This is a genomic window from Mycobacterium colombiense (genome assembly GCF_003284975.1).
In the GTDB taxonomy this organism is placed as follows: domain Bacteria; phylum Actinomycetota; class Actinomycetes; order Mycobacteriales; family Mycobacteriaceae; genus Mycobacterium; species Mycobacterium europaeum_A.
Genome location: NZ_QMEU01000016.1, coordinates 1 through 17,952, shown reverse-complemented (window position 1 = coordinate 17,952; position 17,952 = coordinate 1). Strand labels below are relative to the sequence as shown.

15 protein-coding genes are annotated in these 17,952 nt (G+C 68.0%); 7 read left to right on the top strand and 8 right to left on the bottom strand.

All coding sequences use genetic code 11. The features are described 5' to 3' along the window. Positions 1-37: 37 nt before the first annotated feature. From DQP58_RS08245 to DQP58_RS26765, 6 genes are all read left to right on the top strand, one after another. Entirely contained in the window at positions 38-409 is a 372-nt protein-coding gene (locus tag DQP58_RS08245) for a DUF732 domain-containing protein (RefSeq protein WP_165827830.1), read from the top strand. Positions 410-531: 122 nt separating this feature from the next. Further along, positions 532-1,872, top strand: a complete 1,341-nt coding sequence (gene glnA / locus DQP58_RS08240; RefSeq protein WP_066862795.1) for a type I glutamate--ammonia ligase — start codon at positions 532-534, stop codon at positions 1,870-1,872. Between the two features lie 73 nt (positions 1,873-1,945). Beyond that, the gene (locus DQP58_RS08235) at positions 1,946-4,930 is read left to right on the top strand and encodes a bifunctional [glutamine synthetase] adenylyltransferase/[glutamine synthetase]-adenylyl-L-tyrosine phosphorylase (protein ID WP_112707951.1); all 2,985 of its coding nucleotides are present in this window, start codon (positions 1,946-1,948) and stop codon (positions 4,928-4,930) included. Then, on the top strand, positions 4,927-5,571 hold the full coding sequence (locus tag DQP58_RS08230) for a PaaI family thioesterase (RefSeq protein ID WP_112707950.1): 645 nt from the start codon (positions 4,927-4,929) through the stop codon (positions 5,569-5,571). The genes DQP58_RS08235 and DQP58_RS08230 overlap by 4 nt, the downstream gene beginning before the upstream one ends. Further along, complete coding sequence (locus DQP58_RS08225) at positions 5,568-6,428, top strand: TIGR03619 family F420-dependent LLM class oxidoreductase (protein ID WP_112707949.1); 861 nt, start codon at positions 5,568-5,570, stop codon at positions 6,426-6,428. The genes DQP58_RS08230 and DQP58_RS08225 overlap by 4 nt, the downstream gene beginning before the upstream one ends. 108 nt (positions 6,429-6,536) lie before the next feature. After that, positions 6,537-7,010, top strand: coding sequence for a hypothetical protein (locus DQP58_RS26765; RefSeq protein ID WP_165827829.1), 474 nt, complete (start codon positions 6,537-6,539; stop codon positions 7,008-7,010). A 69-nt stretch (positions 7,011-7,079) separates the two neighbouring features. Here the strand turns inward: DQP58_RS26765 and DQP58_RS08215 are convergent, their stop codons facing one another. From DQP58_RS08215 to glnA (DQP58_RS08205), 3 genes are all read right to left on the bottom strand, one after another. Next, a complete protein-coding gene (locus tag DQP58_RS08215; protein ID WP_112707947.1) occupies positions 7,080-8,093 on the bottom strand; it encodes a zinc-dependent alcohol dehydrogenase family protein in 1,014 nt (337 codons plus the stop codon). A 198-nt stretch (positions 8,094-8,291) separates the two neighbouring features. Beyond that, the gene (locus tag DQP58_RS08210) at positions 8,292-11,465 is read right to left on the bottom strand and encodes an adenylate/guanylate cyclase domain-containing protein (RefSeq protein ID WP_276310499.1); all 3,174 of its coding nucleotides are present in this window, start codon (positions 11,463-11,465) and stop codon (positions 8,292-8,294) included. Positions 11,466-11,644: 179 nt separating this feature from the next. Next, positions 11,645-13,081 (bottom strand): type I glutamate--ammonia ligase, encoded by a 1,437-nt coding sequence (gene glnA / locus DQP58_RS08205; RefSeq protein WP_112707946.1) that lies wholly within the window; start codon positions 13,079-13,081, stop codon positions 11,645-11,647. A 244-nt stretch (positions 13,082-13,325) separates the two neighbouring features. Between glnA (DQP58_RS08205) and DQP58_RS08200 the strand changes: the two genes are divergently transcribed. After that, a complete protein-coding gene (locus tag DQP58_RS08200; RefSeq protein ID WP_112707945.1) occupies positions 13,326-13,748 on the top strand; it encodes an RDD family protein in 423 nt (140 codons plus the stop codon). Positions 13,749-13,798: 50 nt separating this feature from the next. On the opposite strand, the gene DQP58_RS08195 is transcribed toward DQP58_RS08200, so the two are convergent. From DQP58_RS08195 to sucB, 5 genes are all read right to left on the bottom strand, one after another. Continuing rightward, a complete protein-coding gene (locus tag DQP58_RS08195) occupies positions 13,799-14,551 on the bottom strand; it encodes a DUF4191 domain-containing protein (RefSeq protein ID WP_112707944.1) in 753 nt (250 codons plus the stop codon). 58 nt (positions 14,552-14,609) lie between these two features. Further along, positions 14,610-15,533, bottom strand: coding sequence for a lipoyl synthase (lipA, locus tag DQP58_RS08190; RefSeq protein WP_112707943.1), 924 nt, complete (start codon positions 15,531-15,533; stop codon positions 14,610-14,612). Next, positions 15,530-16,231: a lipoyl(octanoyl) transferase LipB gene (lipB, locus tag DQP58_RS08185; protein ID WP_112707942.1), complete on the bottom strand. Its 702-nt coding sequence runs from the start codon at positions 16,229-16,231 to the stop codon at positions 15,530-15,532. Before lipB ends, lipA begins: the two co-directional genes overlap by 4 nt. Positions 16,232-16,279: 48 nt before the next feature. Continuing rightward, complete coding sequence (locus tag DQP58_RS08180) at positions 16,280-17,203, bottom strand: TIGR01777 family oxidoreductase (RefSeq protein WP_112707941.1); 924 nt, start codon at positions 17,201-17,203, stop codon at positions 16,280-16,282. A gap of 30 nt (positions 17,204-17,233) precedes the next feature. Next, positions 17,234-17,952: 2-oxoglutarate dehydrogenase, E2 component, dihydrolipoamide succinyltransferase (sucB, locus tag DQP58_RS08175; protein WP_112707940.1), on the bottom strand; the 719-nt coding region annotated here is incomplete at its 5' end.

The window sequence follows — 17,952 nt, the reverse complement described above, 5'->3', positions numbered from 1 at the left end:
CGGCCGGCAGGTGACACAAAGAAGCGAAAATTCTGCCGTGCGCATCCGAATCGCCCGATCCGCCGAGACTCTGGTCAACACTTCGGTGCTGCTTGCCACCGCAGTCATCTGCGCGGGCGGCGCGGCGGCCGACCCGGATCAGGACGCGCAGTTCGTGGCGTTGCTCGCACAAAAACAGATTCCGGCCACCGACAACGTGCCGGGCCTGGTGTACCGGGCCCGTGAGATCTGCGGGGAACTCGATCACGGTTCCTCGGTCCAGGCCGCCGTGGACGAGGAGGTGAACACGGCTTACCGGGAAAACCCGTCCCTGCGGATAGTCGCCGACCGCGTTACCCGCACCGCGGTCAAATTCGTGACGGCATCGGTGGTTATCTACTGCCCAGGCCATCAAGGCGAGCTGCCCTAGCGGCGACCACGTGTGTTTGCGCACGGCTCCCCGGCGCGTGGCGTCGCGGCCGCAATGTGGGCAATGGTTCTGAGCGGGCATCGGTAACACAGAATTAACAGCAGTTGCATAGTGTTCGGGTTATGGATCGACAGAAGGAATTCGTCCTCCGCACCCTCGAGGAACGAGACATCCGCTTCGTTCGGCTGTGGTTTACCGACGTGCTCGGTTTCCTCAAGTCGGTCGCCATCGCCCCGGCCGAGCTCGAAGGCGCCTTCGAGGAGGGCATCGGCTTCGACGGCTCCTCGATCGAGGGCTTCTCGCGGGTCTCGGAATCCGACACCGTGGCCAACCCCGACCCGTCGACCTTCCAGGTGCTGCCGTGGGCCTCGGCCAACGGCCACCACCACTCGGCGCGGATGTTCTGTGACATCACCATGCCGGACGGCTCGCCGTCGTGGGCCGACCCCCGCCACGTGCTGCGCCGCCAGCTGCAGAAGGCCAACGACCTGGGCTTCTCCTGCTACGTGCACCCCGAGATCGAGTTCTTCCTGCTCAAGCCGGGCCCCGACGACGGGACGCCGCCCGTTCCCGTCGACAACGCCGGCTACTTCGACCAGGCGGTCCACGACTCCGCCTCGAACTTCCGCCGTCACGCCATCGAAGCCCTGGAATTCATGGGCATCTCGGTGGAGTTCAGCCACCATGAGGGCGCGCCCGGACAGCAGGAGATCGACCTGCGCTTCGCCGACGCCCTGTCGATGGCCGACAACGTGATGACGTTCCGCTACGTCATCAAGGAGGTGGCGATCGAGAACGGCGCCCGCGCGACCTTCATGCCCAAGCCGTTCGGGCAGCATCCCGGGTCCGCGATGCACACGCACATGAGCCTGTTCGAGGGCGACGTCAACGCGTTCCACAGCCCCGACGACCCGCTGCAGCTGTCCGACGTGGGCAAGTCCTTCATCGCCGGAATCCTCGAGCACGCCTCGGAGATCAGCGCCGTCACCAATCAATGGGTCAACTCCTACAAGCGACTGGTCGGCGGCGGCGAGGCGCCCACCGCCGCGTCCTGGGGCGCGGCCAACCGGTCCGCGCTGGTGCGGGTGCCCATGTACACGCCGCACAAGACGTCGTCGCGGCGCGTCGAGGTGCGCAGCCCCGACTCGGCCTGCAACCCGTACCTGGCCTTCGCCGTGCTGCTGGCCGCCGGGCTGCGCGGGGTGGAGAAGGGCTATGTGTTGGGGCCGCAGGCCGAGGACAACGTCTGGGACCTGACCGCCGAGGAACGCATCGCGATGGGATACCGCGAGCTGCCGACGAGCCTGGACAGCGCGCTGCGCGCCATGGAGTCCTCCGAGCTGGTCGCGGAAACCTTGGGGGAGCACGTGTTTGACTTCTTCCTGCGCAATAAGCGTACGGAGTGGGCCAACTACCGCAGCCACGTCACCCCGTACGAGCTGAGCACTTACCTCTCCTTGTAGGTCCGGCTTCGGGCATATCCCGTTGTGCACTAGCGCCGCTCGTGCCTGAAGGCGGGCGGCTTGCGCTACGGTCGTGGTCGTGACCAAACCCGCGACGCAGCGCCCCCGGCTGCCCAGCGTCGGCCGGCTCGGGTTGGTCGATCCGCAAGCGGCCGAACGCATGGCGCAACTGGGGTGGTACGAGCACGACGACCAGGCGCACGTCGACCTGCTGTGGTCGCTGTCGCGCGCGGCCGACCCCGACGCCGCGCTGCTGGCCCTGGTTCGGCTCTCGGAGAACCCTGACGCCGGGTGGGACGAGCTCAACGCCGCCCTGCTCGCCGAACGCCCGCTGCGCGGCCGCCTGTTCGGCGTGCTCGGCGCGTCGCTGGCCCTCGGCGATCACCTGATCGCCCAGCCGCAATCCTGGAAGTTGTTGCGCGGCAACGTCAAACTGCCCACCCGCGACGAACTGCGCGCGGTGTTCACCGGTTGCGTGGATGAGGCGCTGGCCGCGCCGGGTTCGGCGATGGTGCGCCTGCGCACCCTCTACCGCGACCAGCTGCTGGTGCTGGCCGCGCTGGACCTGGCCGCCACCGTCGAGGACGAACCGGTGGTCCCGTTCACCGTGGTGGCGGCCCACCTCTCGGACCTGGCCGACGCCGCGCTGGCCGCCGCGCTGCGGGTGGCCGAGAACAGCGTGTGCGGCGACCGGACGCCGCCGCGGCTGGCGGTCATCGCCATGGGCAAATGCGGTGCCCGCGAACTGAACTACGTCAGCGACGTCGACGTCATCTTCGTCGGCGAGCAGGCCGACACCGTCACCACCCGGGTGGCCAGCGAGATGATGCGGCTGGCCTCCGAGGCGTTCTTCCAGGTCGACGCCGGGCTGCGGCCCGAGGGGCGCAGCGGGGAACTGGTCCGCACCGTCGAGTCGCACATCGCCTACTACCAGCGCTGGGCCAAGACCTGGGAGTTCCAGGCGCTGCTGAAAGCCCGTGCGGCCGTGGGCGACGCGGAGCTGGGGCGGCGCTACCTGGACGCGCTGATGCCGATGGTGTGGGTCGCCTGCGAGCGTGCGGACTTCGTGGTCGAGGTACAGGCCATGCGCCGCCGGGTCGAGCAGCTGGTGCCCGCCGAGGTCCGCGGCCGCGAGATCAAGCTGGGCAGCGGCGGGCTGCGCGACGTGGAATTCGCCGTGCAGCTGCTGCAGCTGGTGCACGGCCGCGGCGACGACTCGCTGCACGTGGCGTCGACGGTGGACGCGCTGGCGGCGCTGGGCCAGGGCGGCTACATCGGACGCGAGGACGCCGCCAATCTGACCGCCTCCTACGAGTTCCTCCGGCTGCTCGAGCACCGGTTGCAGCTGCAGCGCCTCAAGCGCACCCACCTGCTGCCCGAGGCCGACGACGAGGAAGCGGTGCGCTGGCTGGCGCGGGCCGCCCACATCCGGCCGGACGGACGCCACGACGCGGCCGGGGTGCTGCGCGAGGAGCTGCGCCACCAGAACCTGCGGGTCTCCCAGCTGCACGCCAAGCTCTTCTATCAGCCGCTGCTGGAATCGATCGGCCCGGCCGGGCTGGAGATCGCGCACGGCATGACCTCCGAAGCCGCCGAGCGCCAGCTCGCGGCGCTGGGCTACGAGGGCCCGCAGACCGCGCTGAAGCACATGTCGGCGCTGGTCAACCTGAGCGGCCGGCGCGGGCGGGTCCAGTCGGTGCTGCTGCCCAGGCTGCTGAACTGGATGTCGTACACGCCCGACCCCGACGGCGGATTGCTGGCCTACCGGCGGCTGTCCGAGGCGCTGTCCGGGGAGAGCTGGTACCTGGCCACGCTGCGCGACAAGCCCGCCGTGGCCCGCCGGCTCATGCACGTGCTGGGCACCTCGGCGTACGTGCCGGACCTGCTGATGCGTGCCCCCCGGGTGATTCAGGACTACGGCGACGGGCCGTCGGGCCCCAGGCTGCTCGACACCGAGCCCGCCGCGGTGGCCCGCGCGCTGGTCGCCTCGGCCGGCCGCTATTCGGACCCGGTCCGGGCGATCGCCGGGGCGCGCACCCTACGGCGCCGCGAGCTGGCCCGCATCGGGTCGGCCGACCTGCTCGGCATGCTCGAGGTCACCGACGTCTGCGCGGCGCTGACCTCGGTGTGGGTGGCGGTGCTGCAGGCCGCACTGGAGGCGATGATCCGGGCCAACCTGCCGGTGAGCGGCAGGGCGCCGGCGGCCATCGCGGTCATCGGCATGGGCCGGCTGGGCGGCGCCGAGTTGGGTTACGGGTCCGACGCGGACGTGATGTTCGTCTGCGAGCCGGGCCATGGTGTTGAGGAGTCGGCGGCGATCCGGTGGGCGACGACGGTCGCCGAGCAGGTTCGGGCGCTGCTGGGCACGCCCAGCGTCGATCCGCCGCTGGAGGTCGACGCCAACCTGCGGCCCGAGGGGCGCCAGGGCCCGCTAGTGCGCACCCTGGGTGCCTACGCGGCCTATTACGCGCAGTGGGCGCAGCCGTGGGAGATCCAGGCGCTTCTGCGCGCGCACGCGGTGGCCGGCGACGCGGAGCTGGGCCAGCGGTTCCTGTTGGCGGCGGACAAGACGCGCTATCCGCCCGGCGGGGTGTCTACTGAGGCGATGCAGGAGATCCGGCGGATCAAGGCCCGCGTAGATGCCGAGCGGTTGCCGCGCGGCGCGGACCCCAACACGCACACCAAGCTGGGCCGCGGGGGACTGGCCGACATCGAATGGACCGTGCAGCTGCTGCAACTGCGGCACGCGCACGAGATTCCCGCGCTGCACAACACGTCGACCCTGCAATGCCTGGACGCGATCGCCGCCGCCGAGCTGGTGCCCGCCGACGAGGTCGACCTGTTGCGGCAGGCCTGGCTGACCGCCACCCGGGCCCGCAACGCGCTGGTGCTGGTCCGCGGCAAGCCCACCGACCAGCTGCCCGGGCCGGGACGCCAGCTCAACGCCGTGGCCGTGGCCGCGGGCTGGCCCACCGACGATGGCGGGGAGTTCCTGGACAACTATCTACGGGTGACGCGAAGGGCAAAAGCGGTGGTGCGCAAGGTGTTCGGAAGTTGAGTCAGGAGTCCGGCGCGTTGGACGCCATATTCGAGGTGCTCAGCGCGGCGGAGGCCGATCGCGTGACCGCGCTGTACGCTCCGCTGGCCGATGCGGTCCGCGAACTCGTCGACGCCACCATCCGCACCGAGGCCGACGACGACGTCGTCGCCGAGGCCCGGCGCACGATCGAGGCCGTCACCGCGGCGCTGCGGCAACGCACTCGGCCGATGGGGGTGAGCTACCGCGTCAACGGTCGCCCGTTGCCGTTGGGCAACGCCGCGATCGGCGTGTGCAATCCCATCGCCCCGCCGATCGTCGTGCACCACGAGGGCGAGGGACGCTGCTGGAGCGAATTCACCCTCGGCTCGGCCTACGAGGGTCCGCCCAAACTGGTGCACGGCGGCGTCAGCGCCCTGGTGCTCGACCACATGCTCGGCGAGGCGGCCAGCGAGGGGCTGTCCAAGGCGCGGTTCACCGGAACCATCACCGTGAAATATCTGCGCGGCACCCCGCTCGGTCCGCTGCGCTGCGACGCCTGGGTCGACGGCAAAGAGGGCCGCAAAGTCTTTGCGCGCGGCACCATTTCGGATGCCGCCGGTGTCACCGTCGAGGCCGACGGCGTCTTCATCGAGCCGGCCTGGGCGCAGGAGCTGCAGTGAAGTTCTACATCAGCAGCGCGTTTCTGAACACCCGCGAGATCATCGAGCTGGCCAAGGCGGCCGACGAGCTCGGCTACGACGGGATCGGCATACCCGACCACGTCGTCAATCTCGAGAGCCTGGAGACCCCGTACCCGTACACCAAAGACGGCCAGCGGCGCTGGCAGCCGTTCACCGACTGGCCAGATCCCTGGGTGCTGGTGGGTGCGCTGGCTCAGGTCACCACGCGGTTGAGGTTCGTCAACACCGTCTACATCCCCGCCATGCGGAACCCCTTCTCGGCGGCCAAAGCCATTGGCACCGCGGCGGTTCTGGCGTCCGGCCGAGTGGAGCTGGGCATCGGGGTGGGCTGGTGCCGCGAGGAATTCGCTCTGATGGGTGAGCCATTCGAGGCCCGCGGCAAGCGCACCGACGAGATCATCGAGCTGATGCGGGCGCTGTGGTCGCCCGGGTGGACGGAGTTCCACGGCGAGTTCTTTTCCGCGCCCCGCCTCGAGATGCAACCCACCCCGCCGCCGATCCCGGTGTATGTCGGCGGCCTGTCCGATATCGCGCTGCGTCGCGCCGCCCGCAACGACGGCTGGATCGGCGATCTGATCAAGACCGAGCGGGCCATCGAGGCGGTTGGGCGGCTGCGGGAATTGCGCGCCGAAAACGGTTTGACCATGGACGATTTCACCATCCTGACACCGCTAACCGACGCGTTCACCACCGCGGACTACCGGCGGGTCGAGGACGCCGGCATCACCGGCATCATCACGATGCCGTGGATGTTCTATGCCGGGCCCGACGCCAGCCTGGACGACAAGATCGACGGCATGCAGCGCTTCCGCAAGGACCTCGCGCTCGACGGCTGAATCACACCTAATTCGGCCCCGCGGGGCACCTAACCGGCGGCAGAGACATGCTCGTGCGGCGCGGCATCGCCTATGTTTCGGGAATCCTTGCCCCGAACGGAGTCGGAGATGCGCCAAACTGTCTGCGTTGCGGCCGCGGCCGTCGCCGTGGTGACGGCAGCGTGCGGTGGTTCCCCGTATGTGGGCCTTTCGACGCTCACGTCCGGGCCCCACGCCACGACGGTCACGTCCCTCGTCTCGCCCGCGAGCGCGGCCGACGCGTACTTGCGGGGGCTGGTCCCCACACCGGCGACCACCAACAGGATCGACGGCCCCGATCCCATTCATGACGGCGGCATCCGTCTGCACTTCTGGGTCAACGGGTCACCCACCGATGTGCTGAGTTCCTACAAGACCGCGCTTCTGGACGGGCACTGGACGCTGATCGTCGACAGTTCGAGCGGTGGCCGCACGACGTATACCGCCAGGAACGGCAACACATTCGGGGTCTTCACCGCAGGGGGTTTCGGCGGCACGACGGACATCGACGCCTGCGCGTGGCCGTCGGCGCCCGCCGAGCAGGACTGCGCGCGCCGCGGATAACAGCCGAGGCGGCAAAATGCGAAACCACCCGCGCGGCAATCTCCACGCGGGTGGTTTCGCCGCGTCGGCTCAGTTGACCCTGATGACGAGCTTGCCGAGATGCTTTCCGTCACGCAGTCGCTCGAATGCCGCTCGTGCGTCAGAGAATTCGAAGATTTCGTCGATGACGGGTGTGAGCCCGGTTGCGGTGACGGCCCGCACGAGACTGTGCAGCTGAGTGCGGTCGCCGACCGTAATGGACCGCGTTACTGCGTCACTGCCCTTGAGCAAGAAGTAGTCGATCCCGGGATTGCCCTCGCTCAGGAAGCCGATCAGGGTCACTTCCCCGCCGACGGCGACCGCCCGCAACGATTGCTCGATGGTGGCCGGCCCGCCGACTTCGATGACGCGGTCGACGCCGCGGCCTTCGGTGAGTTCGCGTACCTGTTGGTCCCATTGAGGGTCGGTGCGGTAGTTGATCACCGTGTCAGCTCCCAACGACTGCAGCGCCCGCGCCTTGTCTGTGCTGGAAGTCGTCGCGATGACATGAGCCCCAGCAAGTTTCGCCAGTTGCACGGCGAAGACCGATACCCCGCCGGAACCGAGAGTCAATACGGTTTGGCCAGCGCGAATCGGCGCGGGACCGCCCAGCGCGTTCCAGGCGGTCACACCGGCGCAGGGCAGCGTGGCGGCGTGTTCGTCCGACAGGCTGGATGGCACGGCGACGACCGATTCCTGGGAGACGACCTTGTATTCGGTGAGCCATCCGTCCTGGCCGCTGCCGTAACTGTCGGACTCTGCGGTCGCCGGCAGCGGTCCACCGAACCACCGGGGTTGAAATGTCCCTACCACCCTGTCGCCGGGGCGGTAGTCGGCGACGCCTTCACCGACCTCGACGACCTCGGCAACGGCGTCGCTGCACGGCACCAAACCGGTTTTGGCCTTACGCACGTAGCGGCCCAGCGGGATCGCGATGTCGCGGTAGTTCAGCGAGACCGCTTTAATCCGCAGCAGCAGTTCTCCGCGTTGGGGTGCGGGGACGGGCTCGTCGTGCAACTGCAGACCGTCCAGCCCGCCGTGGTGATCGAATCGGTATGCCCGCATGGCGACAGTCCTTTCGACGGTGGGTTCGATGAATCCGACATCGCTCCGTACCGAGCGTTTCGCGCGACCGGGCCCGCACACTGCTTGCGGCGATCGCAGTCATCCCACACCACAACCAATCGCGTGCAGTCGTATTCCCGGCGATCGCACGAACACCGCGGACAGCCGGCAAGGGGGCAGCAGTGGCGAGCGCCGAGGTCAGGGCATTGCTTTGGCCCAGGACATGTGCCCTTCGAAACCATAGGTTGCCGCCGTCGTGCGGTAGCGGTCCCGGTGGTCGCAATACGCTCGAACGTCGCCGTGTGCTTCCGCCACCAGAGCGCGTAACCTAGCGACCCAGATGTCGGTCATGACAAACCCGGGTTCGGTTGGCGTAGAAGATAAACGCTCGATCATCGTCTCCGCTTCATGGAGATCGGCGGCGTCGCCCCTCATGAGTAGCGCAGTCACGAGCGCCGAAATCGCGGCCCCGCGTAGCACCATTTCGCCGGAGGCGATCAGATGATCGACGGTCGCGCGGCCGATTTCGACGGCGTCGTCCAGATGCCCGGTTTCTGCTTCCATAACTGTCCTGTCGATGTCGACCATCGATACGCCGAGCAGGTTTCGCTGCAGCAGGAGGGCAGCGCGGCCGTTGGTGATGAGCTCTACGCCGGCACCGTGATCTGCTGGCGTGGTGCGCCTAAGGACAAGGCCGCGAGCCACCTGAGCGAGCGCCAATGCGACCGCGTCGCCGGACTTTTCGGCATGGCGCAACACGTCGTCGGTCTCAGCCAGCGCCGCGGCATCGGGCACCAGCAATCCGTTCGTGATGGACAGGGAGTAGCCGTAGGTGATCACGATGACAATCGCCGCATCGGCAAGCTCTCGCTGTATCGCGATGGCGTGCCTTAGATCTGCACGCCAAGAGCGGTCGCCGAGACACGCACGGGCCATAGCCCGGTAGAGCACCGCGACCGCTAGTGGAGATCCCAATCCCCACCGCGCGATGTTGCCCTTGGATCCGTCGTCGGCCAGCAGATCGGTCACAGCCTGCGCCACGCGCAGCGCCTCACCTACCTCACCGACATGCAGCTTGGCAAACATCGACGCCGACATCACCACGAAGATGCTCATCGGATCGTCGACGGAATCGAACAGGGCTATCTGTTCGGAAGCCAACCGCGCCGACTCGGTGTGACGGTTGGCCATCGTCAACGATAACTCGGCGCCGGATAGGCCGGCGGCCAGCAAAGCTTGGTTACCGGATGCGGTGCACAGCTCTCGTAGCTCGCCGAATATGGTCTCGTCAATGCCGGTGCCCGCCCGCCACGCGGTCTGGCACAACATCGCTCTGGGGTAACTGCGCAAAGCTGCACGATCGGGGAAATCGGCAGGAAGGGTGTCGGCCACCCGGCGAGCGCGTTCCCAGTTACGCCGCGCCGCAACGACATCCCGCCCCATTAGCCAGGCACCGGCCCGCATGCGCCAGGCGTATGCGGCGGATAGGTCACCGGCGGCTTCCCGGTGCTCGCCGATCAGCGCGGCGTTGTCGTCGACAGATCCGGGATCCCGCTCCATCACCGTGGCCAGCCGGCGATGCAGCTCGGCGCGGTCGGACTTCAGCTGCGACTCGTAGGCGACCGCGCGGATCAGCGGATGCCGAAACGCATACTGAATGCGGGCGCCGGTCATCACTTGCTCGATCAGCTCGGCCTCGATCAGCGGATTCACGTCGGGGCTGGCGACCACGCTGGCCAGCAATCCCGCATCGTGCCGGGAGCCGATCACCGCTGCGGCATTCAGCGTCCTTTTCGCTTCGGGCGCAAGCCGATCGATGCGAGCGGCCAGAGTGGCCTGCAAAGTCGCCGGCACCCCAACGTCGGCCACATCTCTGGCGCACCGGTAGCTTCCTCGGCTGCCGTCGAGCACCCCGCGTTCTGCCAGGTCCCGCACCATCTCTTCAACAAAAAATGGATTCCCGCAAGCGTTTTCGGCGATCAGGGTGGTGACGTCGGTGACCGACCGGTCGCCGCCGAGTAGCTCAGCGACCAACGCTGACGTCTCGGAATCACTCAGCGGCGCAAGGGCAAAGGTCTGGGCGCCATCGATATTCGTCAGCGCGCCGCGGTATTCGGGGCGATAGGTAACAAGTGCCAGCGACGCGGTCCGGGGAATCACCGCGAGGAGGTCGGCCAGCATGGACTCGCTGGCCTCATCGATCCAGTGCACGTCCTCGATGACGTAGATCGCTGGTGTCCGACGAGACAACACGATATCCCGCATCAGGGCGGTCAACCGCCGGCGCCGGGCGTCGGGATCGATGCCGGGCAGCGTCTCGCCGGGAGGGGCGATACCGAGCAGGTCGTCCAAGAGCAGCAGATCTTGCGGGTCGGCGGCGGCAATGTTCGCACGTATGCGTGTGCGGGCCGCGCCGTCGTCAAGGCCCCGTACGCCCGTCACCGACCGCAGCAATCGCGATACCACCTGGAACGAGATCTCGCTGGTGTGCGATTCGCAGTAGGTCCGCGACACCTCCACCCCGAGTGTTCTCGTTGGCGCGGTGATCTCCTGCACAAGCCGGCTCTTGCCGATCCCCGCGGGTCCGGCCAGCGCGAGCACCCCGCCATGACCGTCGGCGGCCCGAGCCAACAAACTTTCAGCGGCGGCGATCTCCCATTGCCGGCCAACGAGACTCGACGCGGTGCCGACGACGGGGGCGTCACGTTCCAGCACGGCGATCAACCGATGGGCCTGGACCGGCTGATCGTTGCCCTTGATGTGGACCAGCTCAGGTTCGGCGAGGAGCGCAGTGTGTTCGACCAACCGCGCGGTGGATGCGCTGAGCATCACACCGTTTGGCGGCGCCACGGACTCCATCCGCTGTGCCATGCCGACCTGTTCTCCGATCGCGGTGTAACCCAAAGCGGCCGAACCGATCTCACCAGCGATGACCTGACCCGAGTTCAGGCCGATGCGTAACTGCAACTCGACGGCATCCCGCTGGCTGACCGTGCCGGCTAGTGGACGCGCTGCCTGCTGGATGGCGAGCGCTGCAAGACATGCGCGAACTGCATGATCCTCCAACGCCGCCGGCGCACCGAACAACACCATGATCCCGTCACCGGTGAACTTGTCCAGCGTGCCGCCGTAACGCTGGACGACCGCAGCGGCCAGATCGACAAGTTCCGTCATGATTTCACGCAGGCGCTCCGCTCCCACGGTCGCGGCGAGATCCATGGAACGAACCACGTCGGCGAACAGCACCGTAACTTGCTTGTACTCAGCCGAGCGATCCGTGTGTGTGACGGGCATGCCGCACTCATGACAGAACTTGGAGCTCGGTGACAGTTCGGTGCCGCACGACTGACACGACCCCGCCGCCTGACGCACGCCGCGAAGTCGGTCACCCACATCGATATCGTTTCACCGCCGACCTACGGTGTCCGCGATATCGCGGGGCGGATATCGGGGCAGCCGAATGAAATGGGCGGCCTTGACGCGACCAAAATGAAACCACCCGCGTGGCAATCTCCACGCGGGTGGTTTCGTCAAGCCGACTTAAACGTCATTTAGACGTCGTAGTACAGCGCGAATTCGTAAGGGTGCGGCCGGATTTGGACCGGCAGGATCTCGTTCTCGCGCTTGAAGTTGATCCACGTCTCGATGAGGTCGGGCGTGAACACGCCGCCCTCGGTGAGGTATTCGTGGTCTTCTTCGAGCCGGTCGATCACCGCGGACAGCTGGGTGGGCGCCTGCGGGATGTTGGCGGCCTCCTCGGGCGGCAGCTCGTAGAGGTCCTTGTCGACCGGGGCCTGCGGCTCGATCTTGTTCTTGATGCCGTCCAGGCCGGCCATCAGCATGGCCGAGAACGCCAGGTACGGGTTGCCCGACGAGTCGGGGCAACGGAACTCGAGACGCTTGGCCTTCGGGTTCGTGCCGGTGATCGGGATGCGGACACACGCCGACCGGTTGCGCTGGCTGTAGACCAGGTTGATCGGGGCCTCGTAGCCGGGCACCAGGCGCTTGTAGGAGTTCACCGTGGGGTTGGTGAACGCCAGCAGCGACGGCGCGTGGTGCAGCAGGCCGCCGATGTAGTGGCGGGCGGTGTCCGACAGGCCGGCGTAACCGGTCTCGTCGTACATCAGCGGGCTGCCGTCCTTCCACAGCGACTGGTGGGTGTGCATGCCGGAGCCGTTGTCACCGAACAGCGGCTTGGGCATGAACGTCACGGTCTTGCCGTTCTGCCACGCCGTGTTCTTGACGATGTACTTGTAGAGCATCATGTCGTCGGCCGCGTGCAGCAGCGTGTTGAACTTGTAGTTGATCTCGGCCTGGCCGCCGGTGCCCACCTCGTGGTGGCCCTTCTCCAGGCTGAAGCCGGCGGTGATCAGGTTGGACAGCATCTTGTCGCGCAGGTCGACGTAGTGGTCGACCGGGGCAACCGGGAAGTAGCCGCCCTTGGGGCGGACCTTGTAGCCGCGGTTGGGGCTGCCGTCGAGCTCGTTGGGCGAACCGGTGTTCCACCAGCCCGAGATCGCGTCGATCTCGTAGAACGAGCCGTTGGTGCGCGAGTCGAAGCTCACCGAGTCGAAGATGTAGAACTCCGCCTCGGCGCCGAAGTAGGCGGTGTCGGCCACGCCGGTGCTGATCAGGTAGTTCTCGGCCTTGCGGGCGATGTTGCGCGGGTCGCGCGAGTACGGCTCGAGGGTGAACGGGTCGTGCACGAAGAAGTTGAGGTTCAGCGTCTTGGCTTCACGGAACAGGTCGATCTGCGCGGTCGCCGGGTCGGGGAGGAGCAGCATGTCGGATTCGTGAATGGATTGGAATCCGCGAATCGACGAACCGTCGAAGGCTAAACCATCCTCAAAAACGCTCTCGTCGAAGAATGAAATCGGAATTGTGAAGTGCTGCATGATGCCGGGCAGGTCACAAAACCGGACGTCGACAAATTCGACGTTCTCGTCCTTGGCGAGTTTGAAGACGTCGTCGGGCGTCTTGTCCGTCACAGAGTGCTCCTTTACTTGGTGAGATCCGCGGCCTGACGCTATGGAGCAGATGTTGCCCGTCAGTCAACCCGATGTTGCGCGCACGTTACGTGACCATGCCACACGCTAAAAGTGGCCACTTGGGCGGCGGGTTCTATTGTGGGGCCATGGATCGCAAGATCGTATCTTTTCTGGTGACCGGGCGCACGGTCCGCCCTCCTTACCAGGCCGTCCCGTCGGATTATTCGGACCGCGGTCCGCGCCGATGATGGCCGAATCGCGATCCGCATATCCGGGCGAAAAGCTGGGCCTGCCGGAAAGCGGCCCGGGATCGTTGGCGCCGATGGGCCGCCGCCTGGGCGCGTTGATGATCGACTGGTTGATCGCCTACGGGCTGGCCGGGCTGGCCATGCGCTTCGGCCTGTTCTCCCAACCGGTGCTTGCCACCGCGGTGTTGGTGATCTGGTTCGTGCTGGGCGTGCTCTTCGTGCGGTTGTTCGGGTTCACCCCAGGCCAGTTGGCGCTTCGCCTGCAGGTGGTCACGGTGGACGGACGCGGCCTGGTCGGCCTTGGCCGGGCGGTGGTGCGGGGAGTGCTGGTCGGGACGGTCGTTCCGGCGCTGTTCACCGACTTCGACGGCCGGGGGATGCAGGATCGGCTGACCGCGACGGCCGTGGTGCGACGCTGAGCTTGCGGAGCTGACCGGGCTGACCTGGGTGAGCTGATGGCGGCGACCCGCTACCGGCGCCGCACGGTGCGCTGCACCCCGCGCATCTTGCCCGCGTTGGGCAGCGGCCCCTTGGGCATGACGGCGGCGCCGGCGCGCGACCCCAACGCGGCCAGCCGCGACTCCAGCGTGTCCATCTGCTTGACGGTGATGTTGGCCGGCAGCCGGGTGAGGTGGCGCTCCAGCTTGGCCAGGGGCACCTCGTCCTCGCCGTTGCCGACGATGATGTCGTAGATCGGCACGTCGCCGATCAGGCGGGCGGTGCGCTTCTTCTCTTGCGCCAGCAGCGGTCGCACCCGCGTCGACGTTCCCTCGCCGACCAGGATGACGCCGGGCCGGCCGATGACGCGGTGCACGGCGTCGAAGTGCCCGGTCGCGGCGACCCCAGGGGTCACCCGCCACTTGCCGCGCAGGTTGTCCAAAGCCCATGCGGCGGCCCCGGTTTGACCCTCGGCCTTGCGGTAGACCGACTTCTGGGCGCGGCGGCCGAACACGATGAAGGCGACCAGCCCGCCCAGCACCACGCCCAACGGGATGAGGGTGATCATCGTCAGCCCGCCGGCCCACAGGCCGATCGCCACCGAGATGCCCACGATCAGCACGAAGGCGCCGATCATGTACGGCAGGAGGCGCTTGTCCTCCTGGCGCTGAAGGTTGAACGCCTGCCACAACTGGGTGCGGCGCTCCCGCGCGGCGGCCTTGCGGGCGGCCTGCGCCTGCGCTCGGGCGGCCTTGTTCTGCGCGGCGGTGCGGGATTTAGCCATAGTCAAAGAATACGTAGGGCCGCTATGGGGCAGACGCCGCCACCGGGCGCCGGCGGCGTCAGGCGCGGCTGCGGGCCGCCTGCTCGTAGAGCCGACCCGCGCGATACGACGAGCGCACCAGCGGTCCGGCCAGCACCCCGGCGAAGCCCAGCTCCTCGGCGTGCCGGGCGAACTCGACGAATTCCTCCGGCTTCACCCAGCGCTCGACGGGGTGGTGGCGCGCCGACGGGCGCAGGTACTGGGTGATGGTGATGATGTCGCAGCCCGCGTCGTGCAGGTCGGCCAGGGCGGTGCGCACCTCGTCGGGTGTCTCGCCCATGCCGAGGATGAGGTTGCTCTTGGTGACCAGCCCGGCCTCGCGCGCCGCGGTCAGCACGCCGAGGCTGCGCTGGTAGGCAAAGGCGGGCCGGATCCGCTTGAAGATGCGCGGCACGGTCTCAACGTTGTGCGCCAACACTTCCGGGCGCGATTCGAACACCTCCGCAAGCCGGGTGGGCTCGCCGTTGAAGTCGGGGATCAACAGCTCCACGCCGGTCGAGGGGTTGAGTTCCTTGATGGCGCGCACCGTCTCGGCGTACAGCCAGGCCCCGCCGTCGGGCAGGTCATCGCGGGCCACCCCGGTGACCGTGGCGTAACGCAGCCCCATCGTGCGCACGCTGTCGGCGACCCGCCTCGGCTCGTCGCGGTCCAGGGCGGCGGGCTTGCCGGTGTCGATCTGGCAGAAGTCGCAGCGGCGGGTGCACTGGTCACCGCCGATCAGGAAGGTGGCCTCGCGGTCCTCCCAGCACTCGAAGATGTTGGGGCAGCCGGCCTCCTCGCACACCGTGTGCAGCCCCTCGCGCCGGACCAGGCTCTTGAGCTGGGTGTACTCCGGGCCCATCTTGGCCCGCACCCGGATCCACGGCGGTTTGCGCTCGATCGGGGTCTCGGCGTTGCGCACTTCCAGGCGCAGCAGTTTGCGTCCTTCCGGTGCGACAGTCACAGCGCCGATGCTACGCGCGCGACCGCCGCGTGGTCCTGCACCGGCAGCACCCCGTCCAAGGCGTCGCACACCGCGTCGGCGACAGCGGTCTGCACATCCTCGACCGACACCGGGCGGCGCAGCTCGGCGGACAACGACGTCACTCCGGCGTCGCTGATGCCGCACGGCACGATGGCGCCGAACGCGTCCAGGTCGCAATCGCAGTTGAGCGCGAACCCGTGCAGGGTGGTCGCGCGCGACACCCGCACGCCGATGGCGGCAACCTTGCGGTCGGGGCGGCCGTCGGTGCCCGGCACCCACACCCCGGACCGGCCCGGCACCCGGATCGCGTCCACGCCCAGGTCGGCGCAGACCTTGAGCAGCGCCTCTTCTAGCCGCCGCACGTAGTTCACCACGTCGAGCGGTTCGGCCAGGCCGATGACCGGATACCCGACCAGCTGGCCCGGGCCGTGCCAGGTGATCTTGCCGCCGCGGTCGGTGTCGATGACGGGAGTGCCGTCTACCGGCCGTTCGTGCGGTTCGGTGCGCCGGCCCGCCGTGTAGACCGCGGGGTGCTCGAGCAGCAGCAGCGTGTCGCTGCCGCCGGCCACCCGGGCGTCGGCCAGATCGCGTTGCTGCTGCCAGGCCACGCGGTAGTCGACGATGCCGAGCGGTCGGACGTCGATCAGAGCCTGGCTGGACCGGATGGAATCGATCACGTTCGCGACGGTACTCGGCTCGGGCCGGACGGACCCGGTCCGGTGCCGCTAGTCGTGGTCGCGGCTGGCGGTGGCGTAGGCGAGGGCCTCGCCCACGGTGTTGTGGTGGAAGACGAAACCGGCGCGCTCCAGCGCGGACGGGATGGCCCGCTGCCCGGTCAGCAGCCCCTCGTCGGCGAACTCACCCAGCGCGGCCCGGATGGCAAAACCGGGCACCATCAACGGCGTTGGGCGATTGACGGCCCGCCCGAACGCGGTGGTGAATTCGGCGTTGGTGACCGGCGCCGGCCCGGTCATGTTCACCGGCCCGGACAGGTCGGGGTTGAAGATCGCGAACAGCAGCGCGCGCACTTCGTCTTCCAGGGTGATCCATGACATGTATTGCCGTCCGCCGCCCAGCCGGGCGCCGAGCCCGGCACGGAACAACGGCCGCAACCGGCCCAGCGAGCCGCCCGCGGGGGAGAACACCAGCCCGGTGCGGGCCAGCACCACCCGGGCGCCGCCGTACTGGGCCGGCAGCGTGGCGGCCTCCCAGTCCTCGCACAACCGCGCCAGGAAACCCGTTCCCGCACGGTCGTTTTCGTCGACCACGCGGTCCTTGGTGTTGCCGTAGAAGCCGACCGCGCTGGCGTTGACCAGGGTCGCCACCCCCGCGTCGGCGACGGCGTGGGCCAGCACCTCGGTGGGGGCGATGCGGCTGTCGCGCAGGCTCTGCTTGAAGGCGCCCGACCACCGCCGCTTGCCGATGTTGACGCCGCACAGGTTGACGACGGCGTCGACTCCGGTCAGCGTGTCGGGATCCAAGGCGCCGCTCTCGGGATTCCAGTGCAGCTCATCGGCATTCGCCGGTGCGCGGCGCACGATGCGCATTACCCGGTGATCGGCCGCGCGCAGGGCCGCGGCCAGGGCCGAACCGATCAGGCCGGACGAACCCGCAATGGCGATGAGGGCCTGCTGGCCGGCGCGAGCCACGGTCGGTTGTCCTTCGCTTACAGGCCTACGTTACAAGCCAAGGTCGGCCTCGAACGCGCCCTCTTCGAGACGGTGCTTGATGGTGGTGAGGAAGCGGCCGGCGTCGGCGCCGTCGATCAGCCGGTGGTCGTAGGTCAGCGGCAGATAGCAGATCGAGCGGACACCGATGGATTCGTTGCCGAACTCGTCGACGATCACCCGCGGCCGCTTGACGATGGCGCCGGTACCCAGCATGGCGGCCTGCGGCGGAACCAGGATGGGGGTGTCGAACAGCGCGCCCTGGCTGCCGATGTTGGTGATCGTGAAGGTGCCGCCGGACAGCTCGTCGGGTTTGAGGTTGCCCGAGCGGGCGCGCGCGGCGATGTCGGCGATCGCCCGGGCCAGCCCGGCCAGCGACAGGTCGCCGGCGTTGTGCACGACGGGGGAGAGCAGGCCCTGTTCGGTGTCGACCGCGAAGCCGAGGTGCTCGGCGTCGTAGTAGGTGATCTCCTTGGTGTCCTCGTTGTAGCTCGCGTTGACGTTGGGGTGGATCTTCAGTGCGTCGATCACCGCCCGGGCGATGAACGGCAGGAAGGTCAGGTTCACGCCCTCGCGCTCGGCGAACGCCGCCTTGGCCCTGGCCCGCAACCCCACCAGCTTGGTCATGTCGACCTCGTGGGTCTGGGTGAGTTGCGCTGTGGCCTGCAGGGATTCGCGGGTTTTGTTCGCGGTGATCTGCCGGATCCGGCTGGCCTTCTGGGTGGTGCCCC

What these genes read in the sequence shown, in the direction of transcription:
- glnA (WP_066862795.1), top strand. Translation starts at nt 532, where the DNA reads ATGGATCGACAGAAGGAATTCGTCCTCCGCACCCTCGAGGAACGAGAC.
- DQP58_RS26765 (WP_165827829.1), top strand. Translation starts at nt 6,537, where the DNA reads ATGCGCCAAACTGTCTGCGTTGCGGCCGCGGCCGTCGCCGTGGTGACG.
- DQP58_RS08215 (WP_112707947.1), bottom strand. Translation starts at nt 8,093, where the DNA reads ATGCGGGCATACCGATTCGATCACCACGGCGGGCTGGACGGTCTGCAG.
- DQP58_RS08200 (WP_112707945.1), top strand. Translation starts at nt 13,326, where the DNA reads ATGATGGCCGAATCGCGATCCGCATATCCGGGCGAAAAGCTGGGCCTG.
- DQP58_RS08195 (WP_112707944.1), bottom strand. Translation starts at nt 14,551, where the DNA reads ATGGCTAAATCCCGCACCGCCGCGCAGAACAAGGCCGCCCGAGCGCAG.